This window comes from Streptomyces sp. SYSU D01066-1, from assembly GCF_054956795.1.
This window is the reverse complement of sequence record NZ_JBUDHV010000010.1, coordinates 123,543-138,699: the sequence shown is the minus strand read 5'-3', so window position 1 is coordinate 138,699 and position 15,157 is coordinate 123,543. Positions and strand designations below refer to the sequence as shown.

The window sequence follows — 15,157 nt, the reverse complement described above, 5'->3', positions numbered from 1 at the left end:
GAGGGCGAGGCGGCTCTCGGCGGCCTCCTCGTCCCAGTCGGTGCGGGCCCGTCCGCCGAGGTGGGCGGCGAGCGGCCCGGCACAGCGGTGCGGGCGGCCGGTGACGACACGACACGGGCCTGTGAGCGGGGCACCGGCGGCTCCCCCGAAGACGGCCGGTGGGTGCGTCGGCGGCGGCCCGCCCCGCTGCTCCTGCCCACCAGGTCCCGGCCCGCCCCGCGCCGCGCCCGCCGCAAGCTGTGCGCGCGCCCTGTCCGCACCTGACGGGCCGCCGCACCTCAGGCCGCCGCCCCGACGGCCGGCTCCGTGCGGCGCGTGTCCCGTACGACGCGGCGGCGGCGCACCGGCAGGCCGAGCGTCGGGTGGGCGACGCTCCAGGCCGCGCCCTTGCAGACCAGTTCCTTGTGGAGGGCGGCGAGCCGGCCGGTCAGGACCGCGCCGACGGACCGGTCGTCGGCGGTGACGTACTGGATCAGGCCGTCGCCGCGGCCCAGGGAGACGCACTGGTTGAAGTAGCGGATCGGCAGGTTTGGGAGCTTTCCGCCGGTCAGGCGGGCCGCGATGGCGTCGGCGGCCTGCCACGCGGTGGGGCCGCCCGAGGCGCACGACATCCGCAGCGGCTTGTCGCCGGGGCCCATCGCCCAGGCCGCGTCGCCGACGGCGTACACGTCGGGGTGGGAGACCGAGCGCATGGTCCGGTCGACCACGACCTGGCCCGTGCCGGTGACCTCCAGGGCGGTGGCCCGTGCGAGCGGGTGGGCCGCGAAGCCGGTGGTCCACACGGTGACCGCGGCCGGTACGGCCGTGCCGTCGGCGGTGACGGCGCGGTCGGCCTCGACGGCGGTGACGGCGGTGTGCTCGTGCACGGTGACGCCGAGCCGGGTGAAGGCCTTCCGCAGGTGGCGGCGGCCCTTGTCGGAGAGCCGGTCGCCGAGGGCGTCGCGGGTCACCAGGGCGACGGCCAGGTCCGGGCGGGCCTCGGCGATCTCGGTCGCGGTCTCCAGACCGGTGAGACCGCCGCCGACGACGACCACGGGCTGCCCGGCGGCCAGGCCGGCCAGCCGCTCGCGCAGCCGGAGGGCACCGGGCCGGCTCGCGACCTCGAAGGCGTGCTCGGCGGCGCCGGGGACGCCCTGGTCGTGCCGGCCGCTGCCCAGGGCGTGGACGAGGGTGTCGTAGGCCAGTTCCCCGGTGCCGCCGTCCGGGTCCGCGACGGTGACGGTCCGGCGGTCGACGTCGACGCCGGTGACCCGGGCGATCCGCAGCTCCACGCCGGTGCCGGCGAACATGTCGCCCAACGGCCGGGGCCTGAGGTCCTGGCCGGCCGCGAGCTGGTGCATCCGCACGCGTTCGACGAAGTCGGACTCGGCGTTGACGAGGGTGATGGTCACGTCGTCGCGGTGCAGCCGCTTGGCGAGGCGGCCGGCCGCGACGGTTCCGGCGTAGCCGGCGCCGAGGACGATGATGCGGTGCTGCATGGTCCTGCTCCTGTCTGCGCGGGTCCCGCACGTGTCGTGCGTGCTTCCGCCCCTTGAACCGGACGGCCGGCCCTTTCCTGACAGGAACGCGTTGTGAAGCACCTCACATCACCAGTGACCGGTCCGCGGTGTTCCGAAGCGTTCAGAAGGCGTGGAAGAGGGGCTCACCGTGCTCGGTGGCCGCCCAGACCTCGGTCGCGCGCCGGAGTTTGTCGGGGTTGGCCTGGCTGCGGAACGCGGCGATACCGTCGGCGGTGACCTCCAGGCACATGATGCCGACGACCCGGCCGTCGAGGACGGCCACGACCGCGGGGCCGCCGTTGGCGCTGGTGAGGTGGATGGCCGGCGAGCCGCCGACCAGGGCGCGCTTGGAGCGGGCGGGTTTGAACAGGCCCCGCAGGAACTTCGCGACCGCGAGGGCGCCTTCGAAGGGCTTGGTGCGGGCCGGGACCTTCCCGCCGCCGTCGCCGACCGCGACGGCGTCGGCGGTGAGCAGTTCCACCAGCGTCTCGGTCCGCCCGCTGGTGGCGGCGGCCAGGAACTCCTCGACCACCCGCCGGGCGGCGGCCTCGTCGACCTCGCCGCGGGCCCTGCCCTCGGCGAGGTGCCTCTTGGCACGGTGGAAGAGCTGCTGGCCGGCCGCCTCGGTGAGATCGAGGAGCGCGGCGATCTCCCGGTGGGAGTAGCCGAAGGCCTCCCGCAGCACGTACACGGCGCGCTCCTTGGGAGACAGCCGCTCCATGAGGGTGAGGACCGCGTACGAGACCGACTCGCGCCGCTCGGCGGTGTCGGCCGGGCCGAGCATCGGGTCCGGGGCGAGCAGCGGCTCCGGCAGCCACTGCCCCACGTAGGTCTCGCGCCGCGCACGGGCCGACGTGAGCTGGTTGAGGCACAGGTGGGTGAGCACCTTGGTCAGCCAGGCCTCGGGGACCTCGATGCGCTCCACGTCGGCGTTCTGCCAGCGCAGGAAGGTCTCCTGCACGACGTCCTCGGCATCACTCGCGGAGCCGAGGAGGCGGTAGGCGATGGCCTCCATACGGGGCCTGGCGGCCTCGAACCGGTCCACGTCCTGCACGGTGAGCGGCATGCCCCGGATCCTAACCGGAGGGGACCGCGCCCGCCGCGCGGTGGAGGCGTCCCGTCACCGGCGATCGGCGACGAACCCGTCCACGGCCCGGGCCGCGTCGTCCTCGCCGGTGCCGGCCCAGGCGACGTGCCCGTCGGGGCGGACGAGTGCGGCGCGCACCTCGGCCCAGGGGGCGGGGGGCCGGTCGAGCGTCGCGGTGCGGACGGCGAGCCCCGGCCGGGCGAGGCCGCCGAGCGCGCCGTCGGCCGTGAGGTCGAGCAGCAGGTACGCGTCGGGCCGCAACAGGCCGAACAGGCCGGTGTCCGTGCCGGTGAGGGACAGGTCGGGGGCGCGGGTGCCGGTGAGCGGGTGGGCCGCGGGATCGGCGGCGGGGTAGCGCACGGCGAGCGCGGTGAGCCGTTCGGCCAGTGCGCGGGCGAACGCCGGCTGGCCGGCGACCATGCCGCTGAGCAGGGAGCGCAGAGCGAGGCCCTCGGGGGTGAAGGTGGCCATGAGGGAGGTCTGGGCGCGGCTGTGCTCCACCAACTGGGCGCCCACCGGCCACCGTTCGGCGTGGTAGGTGTCCAGCAGGCCGTCCGGGGCCCAGCCGTTGAGCGTCGCGGCCAGCTTCCAGCCGAGGTTGTGGGCGTCCTGGATGCCGACGTTCATGCCGACTCCCCCGGCGGGGAAGTGCTGGTGGGCGGCGTCACCGGCCAGCAGGACCCGGCCCCGCCGGTACTCGGCGGCCAGCCGGGTGGCGTTGCCGAAACGGGAGAGCCAGGACGGGTCGCGCATGCCGAAGTCGTCACCGGTGACGGCGGTGACCTTCTGCCGCAGTTCGCCGAAGGTGAGGTCGCCGGGCCACTCGGTGGTGAGGCTGTCGGGGCTGACCCCGACGATGCGGAACCGTCCGCCGGGCAGCGGCGCGACCATCACCCCGCCGTGGCTGTTCAGGCAGCTGAAGCCGGGCCGGGGCGGGTGGTCGAGGGCGACGTCGCCGAGCCAGCCGAGGACGGTGGAGGGCGTGCCGGGGAAGTCGATGCCGGCGGCGGTGCGCACGGTGCTGCGGGTGCCGTCGCAGCCGACGACGTAGGCCGCCTCGATCTCGTACGCGCCCTCCGGTCCCGTCACCTGGACGGTCACCGACTCCGCGCGCTCGGTGAAGGCGGTGACGCGGTGTCCGCGCCGGATCGTCGCCCCCAGCCCGAGCGCGTGCTCCTGGAGGAGTTCCTCGGTGCGGGCCTGGGGCAGGGCGAGGGTGTACGGGAACGGGGTGTCCAGTTCCCGGAAGTCGAGCCGGTCGTCGAGCATCGCGAAGTGGCCCGTGGGGATCGGCAGGCCCTCGGCGAGGAACGGCCGGTGGACCCCGCGTGCGGCCAGGACCTCGATGGTGCGCGGGTGGACGGTGAGCGCCTTGGAGCGCTCGTCGGCCTCGGCGCGCTGCTCGACGACGGTGACGGGGATCCCGCCCAGCCGCAGTTCGGCGGCGAGCCAGAGCCCGACGGGGCCGCCTCCGGCGATGACGACGTGATGTGCCTGCATGACTGGGCCTTTCCGGGTCGTGTTCCGGTCAACGCTTCTTGGTCACTGACCAATGCGCCTCGCCCGCAGTAAACTAGGTCAATGACCAAGAAGCAAACGGCCGAGCGTCTCGAACCCGGCGCCGTGATCCGCGCCGCGCTGGAGCTGCTGGACGACAAGGGCCTGGACGCGCTCTCCACCCGCGCGGTCGCCCACCGGCTCGGCGTCCGGATGAACACCGTGCTGTGGCACGTGAAGACCAAGGCCCGGATGCTGGAGCTGATGGCGGACGCGGTCGTCGGGGAGGTCCCGCTGGACGGCCTGCCGGACGCGCCGGACCCGCGCGCCCGTGAGCTGGCCCGCCGCTACCGCCGCGCCCTGCTCGGCCACCGTGACGGCGCGGCGCTCGTCGTCGGCACCTACGCCGCCGAACCGCACACCCTGCGGTTCGCCGAGGCGTTCGTCTCCGCGCTCCTGGAGGGCGGCCTGGACGAGCGCCGGGCCGCCTGGACCACCTGGACGGTCATGTACTTCGCCCTCGGCCTCACCCAGGAGGAACAGGCCGTCCAGCGCCAGTCCCTGGGCGGCCGGCTGCGGGACGCGGTCACCGAGGCCACCCACCCGGCCCTGCACCGGGTGGGCGACCACCTCAGCCCGGGCTCCTTCGAGGAGCGCTTCGAGTTCGGCCTCACCGCGCTCCTCGCGCGGCGCTGAACCGGACCGGGGCGGACGATGACGCTCAGCTCAGCGCGGCGACGACCGTCTTCGTCGCGTCCGCGATCAGCGCGTCGTCGGAGGCGGCGTCCCTCACCCCGCGGTCGGACAGGACGGCGACGACGGCCGGGGCGCCGTCCGGCGGGCGGACGACGGCGATGTCGTTGCGGGTGCCGTAGCCGCCGGCGCCGGTCTTGTCCTGGACCTTCCGGCCGGAGGGGACACCGGCCCGGATGCAGGGGTCGCCGGTCGTGTTCCGCGCCATCCAGTCCCCGAGCGTCTGCCGCCGGGCCTCGGGGAGACGGTCCTCCAGCAGCAGCCGGCGCAGGTCGGCGGCGAGGGCGGGCGGGGTGCTGGTGTCCCGGTCGTCGCCGGGCGTCGCCTCGTTCGGCTCCGGTTCGACGCGGTCGAGGTCGGTCGTGGTGTCGCCCAGTCCGCGCAGCGCCGCCTCGACCTTCCCGGGGCCGCCGAGTTCCTCCAGGATCGGGTTGGCGGCCGCGTCGTCGCTTGCTCCGGCTGCCGCCGCTCGTGTCGAGGACGCGGGGGCCATGACGCTCGTAGAAAGCGCGTGCCCGGTGTCCCGCTGGAGGACGTACGGGGACAGGGCGTGCGGGCCGTGCCGCCGGGCCTCGCCGGGCGGGAGCGCGCCGATGCCCTGGCGGCGGACGTCCGGCCGCGGACAGGGGTGTCCGGGCATGTCCCCTTCGAGGGCGGCGGAGCCGTCGGCCCCGGTCCCCGCACCGCCGCCCACACGCGGCACGTCTCGAGCACCACGCCCCCGGCCCACCGGGTGACGTCCTCGTGGCCGTGGCGCGGCACCGCAGCCGCCACCGGTGCCGGCACCGACGGCACGGCGGCGCCTCCACGGTGGCCTCCCCGCCGCCGTGCTGTCCCTGTACGTCCTGCACCAGCCGGTCACCGTCGCCGTCGCCCACTTCGTGACCGGCTGGGCGGTCCCGATCGCGGTCGGGTACGCCGTCCTCGCGGCGATCGCCCTGCCGTCCCGCGCGCCGCGCCGGACCAGAACGGAACTGGTGCGGGCGCCCGCCGGGCCGTCGCGGTCCTGGTGGCCCTCCGGCCGCGGCGGTGGACCCGGGCGGTGGCCGCGGGGTGCCGGGCCTCCCCGCCGGCCGGGGCGTCCGCCGCGCCCGAAGTTGCACAGGCACTGTCCGCGCCGTCCGGTGCTTGCCTCTTCGCGCCCCCCGTTCCAGTCCGCCGGGCACCCGGCGGCGGGGCCGGCCGCCGGGTGCCCGGCAAAACCGCGGACGGCCCGCTCCGCGGGTCCCGCGGCGCGGGCGGTGGGGTGACGGCGGCGGTGCGGCCCGTCCGGGTACGGCAGCCGATGACCGTCCGCCCCGCCACCCCGTACCGGGAGTCGGAGCTCAGCGGGCACCGCACGCGTGCGGCCACGGCCGGACCGGCGCATCCGCCGCCGTCGACGTCCGGGGAGGGGACGCGGGCGACGCTCGCGTCGCTTCCCCCACGCGTCCGCGGTCAGCCGCCGTGCACGGTGAGCCGGTAGCCCTCGGGGCCGGTGAAGGAGAACACCGGGCCGAACGGGCTGTCCTGAAGAGGGCTGACGTCCGGCGTGCCCTCCGCCAGGAGCCGCTCGCGCACCGCGCCGGCGTCCGGGGTGCGCAGCCACAGCGCGACGCCCAGGCCGGGGCGCGCGTCGCCGGTGAGGTCGACGCCCGGCAACGGCTCGCGGACGGCGAACGCGATCGGGCTGGTGGCGAAGACGACCGCGCCGGGCGGCGAGGCGGGGGCCCGGCGCAGTCCGAGGCGCTCCTCGAAGAACGCGGCCGCGGCGGGCACGTCCCTCATCTGGAGGGCGACGAAATCGGGACCTTCGACGGCGGTTGCGGACATGGTTCCTCCGAGGGAGTACAGAACTGTGATGTCAGGACTTTGACATGCCCGACTGTAGGCATCACCCCTCCCCCATGTCAAAATGCTGACATGGAAGACCACACACCCGTACCCTCGCCCCATCCGGCCAAGGACGTCACCGAACACGTGGGTTACCGCCTCAAGCGCGCCGCCGCCGCCCTGCGCGGCGCCATGGACCGGGCCCTGCGCGAGCACGACCTCACCGTGCCGCAGTACTCCTGCCTGGAGCTCCTCGACGAACAACAGGGTCTGTCCAACGCCGACCTGGCCCGCGGCACCTTCGTCACCCGGCAGTCGGCCAACGTGGTCCTGCGCGGTCTCATGGACGCGGGTCTGATCACCCGGGCGGCCGGCGCCGACCACGGCCGGGCCCTGCCCGTCCACCTCACCCCGGCCGGGCGGCAGCGCCTGCGCGCGGCCCGCGGCGCCGTCTACGCCATCGAGGAACGCATGATCGAAGCCGTCCCCGGGCAGCGCCTCACGGCCCTCCTCGCCGACCTGGACACCATGGCGGCGGCGCTCGGCGGGTGAGCCGGGCCCGACGTGCGCCCGGGGCGGACCGCCCGGATGCTGGGGGGAGTGTCAGCCACGGTGGTCCCACCGTGGCGCTCCACCCCCACGGGAAGGGACGGGTACGGCTCATGGACAAGGCACGTCTGATCGAAGCGGCCTCCGCGGCGACCGCCGGGCACGGCGGCGAACGGCCGCTGGCCCCGGAGGAGGTCGGCAGGGTCTTCGACGCCGTCTTCGGCACCGTGGACCGGCCCGGCGTCATCGCCCAAGCCCTGCGCGGCGGCGAGACGGTGTCCCTGGGCAGCTTCGGCGGCTTCCACGGCGAGGACGGCACCGCGGCCTTCCGGCCGGGCACCGCCCTCACCGAGTACCTGCGGGACCGGGTCCGCTGACCCCGCCGGCCGTGCGCTACGACCGGTCGGCGTACCCGCCCCCGGCGCCCCGCGCCCGGTCCGCCGGGCGGCGGGCCCCGGCCTCCCACAGGCACCAGGTGGACCACAGCAGCAGCACCAGGAAGGCGGCGAGCAGGGCCAGCAGCAGAACCGTCTGCCGCGCCGAGCCCTCACCCGTGACCACACCGAGCAGCAGGCAGAAGGACCAGGCGGCCACCCCGCCCGTGTACACGGCCCTGAGCTGTCGCAACTGAGCCACCGAACCCATCGTCACCCTTCCGGCCGTCTGATCACCGTCGCCGTCCCGATACCCCCGATCCGCGTACTGCAACGTGCGTACTACAGCGTGCGTGCTACAGCGTGCGTTCCAGGCGGTCCGTCATCAGCTTGACGAAGCGCGCGGGCTCCTTCGGCTGGCCGCCCTCGGCGAGCACCGCCAGCCCGTGCAGCAGTTCCGCGGTCTCCACGAGGGACGTACGGTCCTCCCGCTCCGCGTACGCCTCGTTCAGGCCTTTGACGACCGGGTGGTCGGGGTTGAGCTCCAGGATGCGCTTGGTCTCCGGCACCTGCTGGCCCATCGCCCGGTACATCTGCTCCAGGGCCGGGGTCATCTCGTGCGCGTCGGAGACGACGCAGGCCGGGGAGACGGTGAGCCGGGACGACAGCCGTACGTCCTTGACCTCCGCGCCGAGCTGCTCCTTCAGCCAGCCGAGCAGGTCCGCGTAGTCGGCGCTCTGCTTCTCGCGCTCCTCCTCGGACTTGCCGTCGCCGTCCGGACCGAGGTCGATGTCGCCCTTGGCGACGGACTTCAGCGCCTTGCCCTCGTACTCCCCCACCGCGTCGGCCCACACCTCGTCGACGGGGTCGGTGAGCAGCAGCACCTCGATGCCGCGGTCCCGGAACGCCTCCATGTGCGGGGAGTTCTCGATGGCCTGCCGGGACTCGCCGGTCATGTAGTAGATCGCGTCCTGGCCGTCCTTCATCCGCTCCACGTAGCTCTTCAGCGTGGTCGGCTCGTCCTCGGAGCCGGTGGTGGCGAAGGAGGCGAAGGCGAGGATGGCGTCCCGGTTGTCGGAGTCGGTGACCAGCCCCTCCTTCAGGACCGCCCCGAACTCCCGCCAGAACGTGGCGTACTTGTCCGGGGAGCCGGTCATCAGCTCCTTGACCGAGGACAGGACCTTCTTCGTCAGCCGGCGCTGCATCAGCTGGATGTGCCGGTCCTGCTGGAGGATCTCACGGGAGACGTTGAGCGACAGGTCGGCCGCGTCGACGACGCCCTTGACGAAGCGGAGGTAGGGCGGCAGCAGCGCCTCGCAGTCGTCCATGATGAAGACACGCTTGACGTAGAGCTGCACCCCGCGCCGGTAGTTCTGGGTGAACAGGTCGTGCGGGGCGTGGGAGGGGAGGAACAGCAGGGCCTGGTACTCGAAGGTGCCCTCGGCCTGGAGGCGGATCGTCTCCAGCGGTTCGCGCCAGTCGTGGCTGAGGTGTTTGTAGAGCTCGTGGTACTCCTCGTCGGACACCTCGTCCCGCGAGCGGGCCCACAGGGCCTTCATGGAGTTCAGCGTCTCGGGCTCCGGCGTCGCGCCGTCCTCACCGGCCTCGGGCGTCATCCGGATCGGCCAGGTGATGAAGTCCGAGTACCGCTTGACGATCTCGCGGATCTTCCAGGGGGAGGTGTAGTCGTGCAGCGCGTCCTCGGAGTCGGCCGGCTTCAGGTGCAGGGTGACCGAGGTGCCCTGCGGCGCGTCCTCGACCGTGTCCAGGGTGTACGTGCCCTCACCGCGCGACGACCAGCGGGTGCCCTGGGTCTCGCCGGCCCGCCGGGTCACCAAGGTCATCTCGTCGGCGACCATGAACCCGGAGTAGAAGCCCACGCCGAACTGGCCGATCAGCCCCTCGGCGCTGCCCTCGTCCTTGGCCTCCCGCAGCTCCTGGAGGAACTTGGCCGTGCCCGAGTTGGCGATCGTGCCGATGAGCTGCCCGACCTCGTCGTACGACATCCCGATGCCGTTGTCCCGCACCGTGAGGGTACGGGCGTCCTTGTCGGTCTCGATCTCGATGTGCAGGTCGGACACATCGGCGTCGAGGGTGTCGTCCCGCAGCGCCTCCAGGCGCAGTTTGTCCAGCGCGTCGGAGGCGTTGGAGACGAGCTCGCGCAGGAAGACGTCCTTGTTCGAGTAGACCGAGTGAATCATCAGCTGCAACAGCTGACGGGCTTCTACCTGGAACTCAAACGTTGCGGCCGGCATGGTTGCTGGGCACCTCACAGGTCACTGCTCCGAGAACTGACGCAGACACTGTAAAGCAGCCGGTCACGCCGTACGTACCGTGGACCTCAGGCGGCCAGCGGCCGGGGCACCGCACGCGCCGGGGACAGGGGCGGGACCGGCGTCCGCGCCGGCGCGGCCGGCAGGCGGGAGGGCCGCGCCGGGGCGCCGGCGGGGCGGACGCGGTACGTCGTCTTGGCGGGGTCCACCAGCGGCCCGTCGAGCGCGATGCGGCCCTGGGCGTACAGCTCCTCGCAGGCCGCGGTCGGCAGGGCGACGTAGCAGCCGCCCCGCTTGGTCCGGGAGTCGTACGGCTGCCAGTAGCCGTAGCGGCGGCGCCCGCCGGCGTGCACGGTGACGAAGACCGGGGTGCGGGGGTCGGCGATGACGCGGAGCACGCCGGCGCCGTCCGCCTCGAACGGCACGGCGGGGTACGGGGCGTCGGGCCGGTAACTGGGCGTGGCGACCCGCAGGGCGCCCTGGTGCCCGGCCGGGAAACGGCCCGCCGTCCTGCCGCCGCGCACGGACGCACCGGTATGGTCCGTCGCCGCGCGCGAGGCGGACGGAACGACGGTCGGGGCCTGGGCGAGGACGGAAGACATCAGCGAGCGCCTTTCACGGACAGGAACGCAAGTTCACCTGCCCAATCCAATCAGATGTTGATCTCATTTACCCAACTTTCCGTCCCTCATGTTCTGTTGATCGTGCGGAGCGCGCCGCGCGGCTCCCTCGGTGCTCTCCCGGAGCACGAGCCGGTGGGCCACGACCAGGTCCTGGGGCGAGCGGACGCCGGCCGCGGCGGCGTCCGCCGGGGCCGGGTCCGCGGCCTCCTCCATCCGCCGCAGCAGCAGTTCGACGGCGATCCGGGCCACCGCCGCCTTGTCGGGCGCCACGGTGCTCAGCGTCGGCGTGCTGAACCGTCCGCCCTCCACGTCGTCGAAGCCGATGACGGCGACGTCCTCGGGCACCCGCAGCCCGTGCTCGTACAGGGTGCGCAACGCGCCCAGCGCCAGCTGGTCGTTGAGGCAGAGCAGCGCGTCGGGTCGGTGGCCCGCGCCCAGCGCCCGGGCCACGGCCTCGGCTCCGTCGGCTCCCCCGGCTCCGGCCTGCTCTTCGTCCTGCCGTTCCTGCTGCTGTTCGCGCTCTTCCTGGTCTGGCCCCTGGTACAGGGCCTGTGGATGAGCCTCACCGACTCCTCGCTGACGCTGCGCGACACGTCCTTCGCCGGCTTCGACAACTACGCCGAGGCGTTCGACGACCCGGACGTGTGGAGCAGCCTCGGCAACACCGTCTTCTTCACCGTGATCTCCAGCGTCCCGCTGGTGCTGGTCGCGCTGGCGATGGCCCTGCTGGTGCACAGCGGGATCGCCGGGCAGTGGGCCTGGCCGCTGGCGTTCTTCGCCCCCTATCTGCTGCCCGTGACCGTGGTGACCCTGATCTGGACCTGGCTGTACCAGCCGGACCTGGGCTTCGCCAACCAGCTCCTGGACGCCCTCGGCATGGAGCCCGTCGGCTGGCTGTCCGACGAGTCGGTCGCCATGTGGTCGATCGCCGCCCTGACCGTGTGGTGGACGGTCGGCTTCAACTTCCTGCTCCACCTGTCCGCCCTGCAGTCCCTGCCGACGGCCTTCGACGAGGCCGCGGCCCTGGACGGCGCGGGCGCCTGGCGCCGGCTGTGGTCCATCACGCTGCCACAACTGCGCCGCACCACCGCGCTGGTGGCCATGCTCCAGGTCCTCGCCTCGCTCAAGGTGTTCGACCAGATCTCCATCATGACCAAGGGCGGGCCGGGCGGCTCGACCCGTCCCGTCCTGGAGTACGTGTACGACGTCGGCTTCACCGGTTACCGGTTCGGTTACGCCTCGGCGGTCTCGTACCTCTTCTTCGCGCTGATCCTCGTCGTCTCGCTCGTGCAGCTCCGCCTCTTCCGTCGGGAGGACTGACCGTGTCCGCCACCGCAACGCCCCTGAGCCCCCGGGAGGCGGCCGGCTCTCCGCTGCTGCCCTCGGCCACGGCCGAGGGCAGCAGCGGAGAGCTGTAGTTCTGGCAGTAGTTGACCTGCGGGTCGGGCACGACGACCGGCGCCTCGATCTCGTACCAGGGGCCGCTGCCGTTCTCGGTGTCGGCGAGGATCGTCCGGCCGTTCTCGGCGGCGACGTTGCCGTCCTTGTTCAGCAGGCGCTGCCCGATCAGCAGCAGCCGGCCGTCGGCGCCGCCGCTGGGGTCCGGGGCCCAGGCGATGGTCGGCGTGGCGCGGAAGTACTCGCCGTCGACCGTCTCGGGGCGGACGCCCAGGTCGGTGACGCTCCCCCAGTTCCAGCCGTCGGCGGAGGTGCGGTAGTGCACCACGCACTGGTACCGGCCGCCGGGGGTGCGGATCTCGTAGCTCATGAAGCAGGTGCCGTCGGGCAGTTCGCGGACGACCGGCATGCCCGGCCGGTCGGTCCGCAGGCCGCTGGCGACGGTGTCGTGGCGGCCCTGCCAGGTGAGGCCGTCGTAGCTGCGTACGGCGACCAGTCTCTGGCTGTGCGCGGCGTCCGTCTCGTCGGAGTAGTGGCAGACCAGCGCGCCGTCCGAGGCAAGGGAGAACTCCGGTTCCCACAGGCCGCCGGTGCCGGTGGCCACGGCGCACGAGGAGAGGCAGGGCCAGGTGCGGCCCACGTCGCCGCTCCGCCGGACGCGCAGCGCCATCCGGTGGTCACTCTCGTCCTGTCCGGCCGAGTAGGCCCAGAGCAGGGTGGCGCGGCAGCCCGCGCGGGGCACGGCTCCCCGACGGGCGGGCCCCGCGCGGGCTGTCGTGCGGATGGTGACGGACGGCCGCCGGGTCACCGGCGTCGCGCGGGAGGTGGTGGCCGCCGCCGGCTGGGACGCCGGGCCCTGGTCAGCCGTGCCGCTCCAGCCGTACGCGGCCGTCGGTGGCGCCGGTGGCGTCAGGGTCGTCGTCGGTGCCGTCGTCGGTCAGGAAGGCGGCCAGCGCCCGGCCCTCCTCGGTGACGTCGGCGCGCTCGGCCGGGGAGAGGGACCTGAGCGGGGCGACGACGAGGGTGCCGAGGTCCATGGTCCAGGTGGCGGAGACCCGGCCGTCGACCAGGACGACCCGTTCGCCGGCGACCGACAGGCCGCGGTGGGCGTCGTCGATGACGCGGGTGCGGTCGTGGTAGCCGAGGATCGCGTTGTCGAACGCCGGCAGGAACCGGACGGGTGCGGGGGTGTCCGGGTCGGGGCGCGGCGCGTCCGGCAGGTCGAGGAGTTCGCGTCCCCGCTCGTCGCGGAAGGTGACGAGTTCGTCGCGTACGGCCTTGACGGCGGCGGGCAGTCCGGTCAGGCCGCACCAGGAGCGCAGGTCGGCGGAGGCGGCGGGTCCGTAGGCGGCCAGGTAGCGGCGGACCAGGCTCTGGCCCACGGGGTCGGAGCCGTCGGCGGGGAGCGGGGCGGGGGCCCTGCCCAGCCAGGTCGCCAGCGGCAGGTTGCGTACGCCCGCCCTGGCCCGCCACAGTCCCCGCGGCGGCAGTTGGGCCATGGGGACGAGGGCGGCGACGAGCAGCTCGCCCAGGACCCGGCGGGGCGGCGCCGGCCAGCGGTCTTCGAGGGCCTGGACGAGTTCGGCCATGGTGCGGGGCCGGCCGTCGGCCGTCACCGCCCGCCCGGCCGCCGCGACCTCCTCCAGGTCGAGGCCGGCGAGTTCGGCGCGGTAGGTCGTCACGACCCGCTGCCGCAGCATGCTGTCGTGCCGGGCACGCCAGGCCAGGGCGTCGTCGGCGGCCATGAGGTGGACGGTGCGGCGCATCAGGTGGGTGCGTACGGCCGTGCGCCGCGTCAGCAGCGTGTCCAGGTGCGGGGGCCGGAAGGCCCGCATCCGCGACCAGAGTCCGGTGAAGGGCTCCTGCGGTTCCTGGGCCTGCATGCCGCACAGGTGGGTGATGACGTCGAGGGCGGGGGCGGCTGCCCGGTCGAGCAGGAACTGCCGGGCGAGGGTGGCGCGGTTCAGGGCGCGGGTGTCGAGGACGGTCGTCATGGTCTCAGGCCGCGGCCCGTTCACCGGCCGGGCGCCTGCGCAGGGCGGGACGGGTGAGGGACGGCGGGGTGCGGGACACGTCGATGGGGTCCCCGTCGGTGCCGGGCGGGACGATCTCGTCGATCCGGTCGAGGACGTCGTCGCCGAGCGCGGTGGCCGCGCCCGCGAGGAGGTCGTCCAGTTGCTCGGCGGTGCGGGGGCCGATGACGGCGGAGCTGACGTCGGGGTGGGCGGTGGCGAAGGCCATGGCCAGGCGGGGCAGCGACTGCTCCGCCTCGGCGACGATCCAGCGCCGGGAGCCGCCGCCGCGGTCGGGGCCCTCCCCCATCGGGCCGTTGGCCTCGGTGGCCAGCACCACGTCGTCGCGCCGGCCCTCCAGCGCCTTGCCGACGATGGCCTCGGTCCCGCTGTAGCCGTAGACGCCGGCGGTGTCGATGAAGTTGATCCCGGCGTCCAGTGCCCGGTGCGCCATCCGGGCGCGGTCCTCGTGGTCGGGGCTGCCCAGTTCGCCGGACGTCATCGTGCCCAGGCAGCAGGCGCTGACCTGGATGCCGGTGCGGCCCGGCGCACGCGTTCTCACAGCGGTGGTTCCCTTGGTTCGCGGCGGAAGGGGCGGAGGGGGGGGGGGGGGGGGGGGGGGGGGGGGGGGGCGCCCCCCCCCCGGCGGGGGGGGGGGGGGGGGGGGGGGGGGGGGGCCGGGGGCCCGGCCCCACCCCGCTGGCGGAGGAGGGGGAGGTCAGCCGTTGTACGGGGCGGCGACGTCCAGCACCCAGACGACGCCGAAGCTGTCCTTGAGCATGCCGTACAGCGGTGCCCAGGCGGAGGGTGCCAGCGGCTGCACGACGGTCGCGCCGGCGGACAGCTTCTCCCACAGGCCGGTGATCTCGTCGGCGTCGTCACCGCGCACCGAGACGAAGACGGGGTTCTCGCCCGGGTGGTACGGCATCGCGGACGGCACGTCGTAGGCCATGACGTGGAAGCCGTTGTCCGCGGTCACCTGGCCCCACATCACCCAGTCCGCCTCGGCCTGGACGGGAACGTTCCCGGTGTCCTTGTAGGTCACGACGACGACCTGGCCGCCGAAGACGGAGGAGTAGAAGTCGAGCGCGGCGCGGGCGTCGCCCCGGAAGTTGAGGTGGGTCGTGGTCTTGACGGACATGGGGGCTCCTGGCCTGTGGTGCTGCGTACGGATGCGGATCCGACGCCGGTCGTTGACGGTCCTTGTCGGACCCCGGCCGGCGTCGGTGACCTCACACTCGCAGGGGTAGCGGACAGGGTGTGTCCGCTACCGGGGGGAG

Annotated in this window: 17 protein-coding genes; 4 read left to right on the top strand and 13 right to left on the bottom strand. The window is 74.0% G+C overall.

What is annotated here, in order from left to right; genetic code table 11:
* Window positions 1–278 precede the first annotated feature (278 nt).
* The 3 genes from ACY1JF_RS13010 to ACY1JF_RS13000 form a co-directional block, all read right to left on the bottom strand.
* Window positions 279–1,478 (bottom strand): NAD(P)/FAD-dependent oxidoreductase, encoded by a 1,200-nt coding sequence (locus tag ACY1JF_RS13010; protein WP_462705218.1) that lies wholly within the window; start codon window positions 1,476–1,478, stop codon window positions 279–281.
* Between the two features lie 142 nt (window positions 1,479–1,620).
* Entirely contained in the window at window positions 1,621–2,565 is a 945-nt protein-coding gene (locus ACY1JF_RS13005) for an RNA polymerase sigma-70 factor (RefSeq protein ID WP_462705217.1), read from the bottom strand.
* Between the two features lie 54 nt (window positions 2,566–2,619).
* Window positions 2,620–4,086, bottom strand: coding sequence for an FAD-dependent monooxygenase (locus tag ACY1JF_RS13000; protein WP_462705216.1), 1,467 nt, complete (start codon window positions 4,084–4,086; stop codon window positions 2,620–2,622).
* Window positions 4,087–4,167: 81 nt separating this feature from the next.
* Between ACY1JF_RS13000 and ACY1JF_RS12995 the strand changes: the two genes are divergently transcribed.
* Window positions 4,168–4,779: a TetR/AcrR family transcriptional regulator C-terminal domain-containing protein gene (locus ACY1JF_RS12995; protein WP_462705215.1), complete on the top strand. Its 612-nt coding sequence runs from the start codon at window positions 4,168–4,170 to the stop codon at window positions 4,777–4,779.
* Between the two features lie 25 nt (window positions 4,780–4,804).
* Here ACY1JF_RS12995 and ACY1JF_RS12990 read toward each other — a convergent pair whose 3' ends face one another.
* Complete coding sequence (locus ACY1JF_RS12990; RefSeq protein ID WP_462705214.1) at window positions 4,805–5,539, bottom strand: serine hydrolase; 735 nt, start codon at window positions 5,537–5,539, stop codon at window positions 4,805–4,807.
* A 734-nt stretch (window positions 5,540–6,273) separates the two neighbouring features.
* Complete coding sequence (locus ACY1JF_RS12985) at window positions 6,274–6,648, bottom strand: VOC family protein (RefSeq protein WP_462705213.1); 375 nt, start codon at window positions 6,646–6,648, stop codon at window positions 6,274–6,276.
* Window positions 6,649–6,738: 90 nt separating this feature from the next.
* Between ACY1JF_RS12985 and ACY1JF_RS12980 the strand changes: the two genes are divergently transcribed.
* Together ACY1JF_RS12980 and ACY1JF_RS12975 are read left to right on the top strand one after the other, a co-directional pair.
* The gene (locus tag ACY1JF_RS12980; RefSeq protein ID WP_462705212.1) at window positions 6,739–7,200 is read left to right on the top strand and encodes a MarR family winged helix-turn-helix transcriptional regulator; all 462 of its coding nucleotides are present in this window, start codon (window positions 6,739–6,741) and stop codon (window positions 7,198–7,200) included.
* A 110-nt stretch (window positions 7,201–7,310) separates the two neighbouring features.
* A complete protein-coding gene (locus ACY1JF_RS12975; RefSeq protein WP_462705211.1) occupies window positions 7,311–7,574 on the top strand; it encodes an HU family DNA-binding protein in 264 nt (87 codons plus the stop codon).
* A 16-nt stretch (window positions 7,575–7,590) separates the two neighbouring features.
* On the opposite strand, the gene ACY1JF_RS12970 is transcribed toward ACY1JF_RS12975, so the two are convergent.
* From ACY1JF_RS12970 to ACY1JF_RS12955, 4 genes are all read right to left on the bottom strand, one after another.
* Window positions 7,591–7,833, bottom strand: a complete 243-nt coding sequence (locus tag ACY1JF_RS12970; protein WP_462705210.1) for a hypothetical protein — start codon at window positions 7,831–7,833, stop codon at window positions 7,591–7,593.
* Between the two features lie 94 nt (window positions 7,834–7,927).
* Complete coding sequence (gene htpG, locus ACY1JF_RS12965) at window positions 7,928–9,826, bottom strand: molecular chaperone HtpG (RefSeq protein ID WP_462705209.1); 1,899 nt, start codon at window positions 9,824–9,826, stop codon at window positions 7,928–7,930.
* 86 nt (window positions 9,827–9,912) lie between these two features.
* Window positions 9,913–10,446 (bottom strand): hypothetical protein, encoded by a 534-nt coding sequence (locus tag ACY1JF_RS12960; protein ID WP_462705208.1) that lies wholly within the window; start codon window positions 10,444–10,446, stop codon window positions 9,913–9,915.
* Between the two features lie 63 nt (window positions 10,447–10,509).
* Window positions 10,510–11,013 carry a substrate-binding domain-containing protein gene (locus ACY1JF_RS12955; protein WP_462705291.1) on the bottom strand — a complete coding sequence of 168 codons (504 nt, stop codon included), beginning with the start codon at window positions 11,011–11,013 and terminating at the stop codon, window positions 10,510–10,512.
* Between ACY1JF_RS12955 and ACY1JF_RS12950 the strand changes: the two genes are divergently transcribed.
* Complete coding sequence (locus tag ACY1JF_RS12950; protein WP_462705290.1) at window positions 10,951–11,787, top strand: carbohydrate ABC transporter permease; 837 nt, start codon at window positions 10,951–10,953, stop codon at window positions 11,785–11,787. The two genes, ACY1JF_RS12955 and ACY1JF_RS12950, sit on opposite strands and share 63 nt — an antisense overlap.
* Here the strand turns inward: ACY1JF_RS12950 and ACY1JF_RS12945 are convergent.
* The 4 genes from ACY1JF_RS12945 to ACY1JF_RS12930 all read right to left on the bottom strand — a co-directional run bounded on the left by ACY1JF_RS12945 (window position 11,681) and on the right by ACY1JF_RS12930 (window position 15,018).
* Window positions 11,681–12,607: a hypothetical protein gene (locus ACY1JF_RS12945; RefSeq protein ID WP_462705207.1), complete on the bottom strand. Its 927-nt coding sequence runs from the start codon at window positions 12,605–12,607 to the stop codon at window positions 11,681–11,683. The genes ACY1JF_RS12950 and ACY1JF_RS12945 overlap by 107 nt on opposite strands.
* 118 nt (window positions 12,608–12,725) lie before the next feature.
* Window positions 12,726–13,859, bottom strand: coding sequence for a winged helix DNA-binding domain-containing protein (locus tag ACY1JF_RS12940; protein WP_462705206.1), 1,134 nt, complete (start codon window positions 13,857–13,859; stop codon window positions 12,726–12,728).
* A 4-nt stretch (window positions 13,860–13,863) separates the two neighbouring features.
* Window positions 13,864–14,439: an aldo/keto reductase gene (locus ACY1JF_RS12935; protein WP_462705205.1), complete on the bottom strand. Its 576-nt coding sequence runs from the start codon at window positions 14,437–14,439 to the stop codon at window positions 13,864–13,866.
* 156 nt (window positions 14,440–14,595) lie between these two features.
* Complete coding sequence (locus ACY1JF_RS12930) at window positions 14,596–15,018, bottom strand: VOC family protein (protein ID WP_462705204.1); 423 nt, start codon at window positions 15,016–15,018, stop codon at window positions 14,596–14,598.
* Between the last annotated feature and the right edge of the window lie 139 nt (window positions 15,019–15,157).

Coding starts and splice junctions, on each gene's coding strand:
- htpG (WP_462705209.1), bottom strand. CDS start 9,826: ATGCCGGCCGCAACGTTTGAGTTCCAGGTAGAAGCCCGTCAGCTGTTG.
- ACY1JF_RS12930 (WP_462705204.1), bottom strand. CDS start 15,018: ATGTCCGTCAAGACCACGACCCACCTCAACTTCCGGGGCGACGCCCGC.
- ACY1JF_RS12980 (WP_462705212.1), top strand. CDS start 6,739: ATGGAAGACCACACACCCGTACCCTCGCCCCATCCGGCCAAGGACGTC.
- ACY1JF_RS12940 (WP_462705206.1), bottom strand. CDS start 13,859: ATGACGACCGTCCTCGACACCCGCGCCCTGAACCGCGCCACCCTCGCC.
- ACY1JF_RS12995 (WP_462705215.1), top strand. CDS start 4,168: ATGACCAAGAAGCAAACGGCCGAGCGTCTCGAACCCGGCGCCGTGATC.
- ACY1JF_RS13000 (WP_462705216.1), bottom strand. CDS start 4,086: ATGCAGGCACATCACGTCGTCATCGCCGGAGGCGGCCCCGTCGGGCTC.
- ACY1JF_RS12960 (WP_462705208.1), bottom strand. CDS start 10,446: ATGTCTTCCGTCCTCGCCCAGGCCCCGACCGTCGTTCCGTCCGCCTCG.
- ACY1JF_RS13010 (WP_462705218.1), bottom strand. CDS start 1,478: ATGCAGCACCGCATCATCGTCCTCGGCGCCGGCTACGCCGGAACCGTC.
- ACY1JF_RS12975 (WP_462705211.1), top strand. CDS start 7,311: ATGGACAAGGCACGTCTGATCGAAGCGGCCTCCGCGGCGACCGCCGGG.
- ACY1JF_RS12985 (WP_462705213.1), bottom strand. CDS start 6,648: ATGTCCGCAACCGCCGTCGAAGGTCCCGATTTCGTCGCCCTCCAGATG.
- ACY1JF_RS13005 (WP_462705217.1), bottom strand. CDS start 2,565: ATGCCGCTCACCGTGCAGGACGTGGACCGGTTCGAGGCCGCCAGGCCC.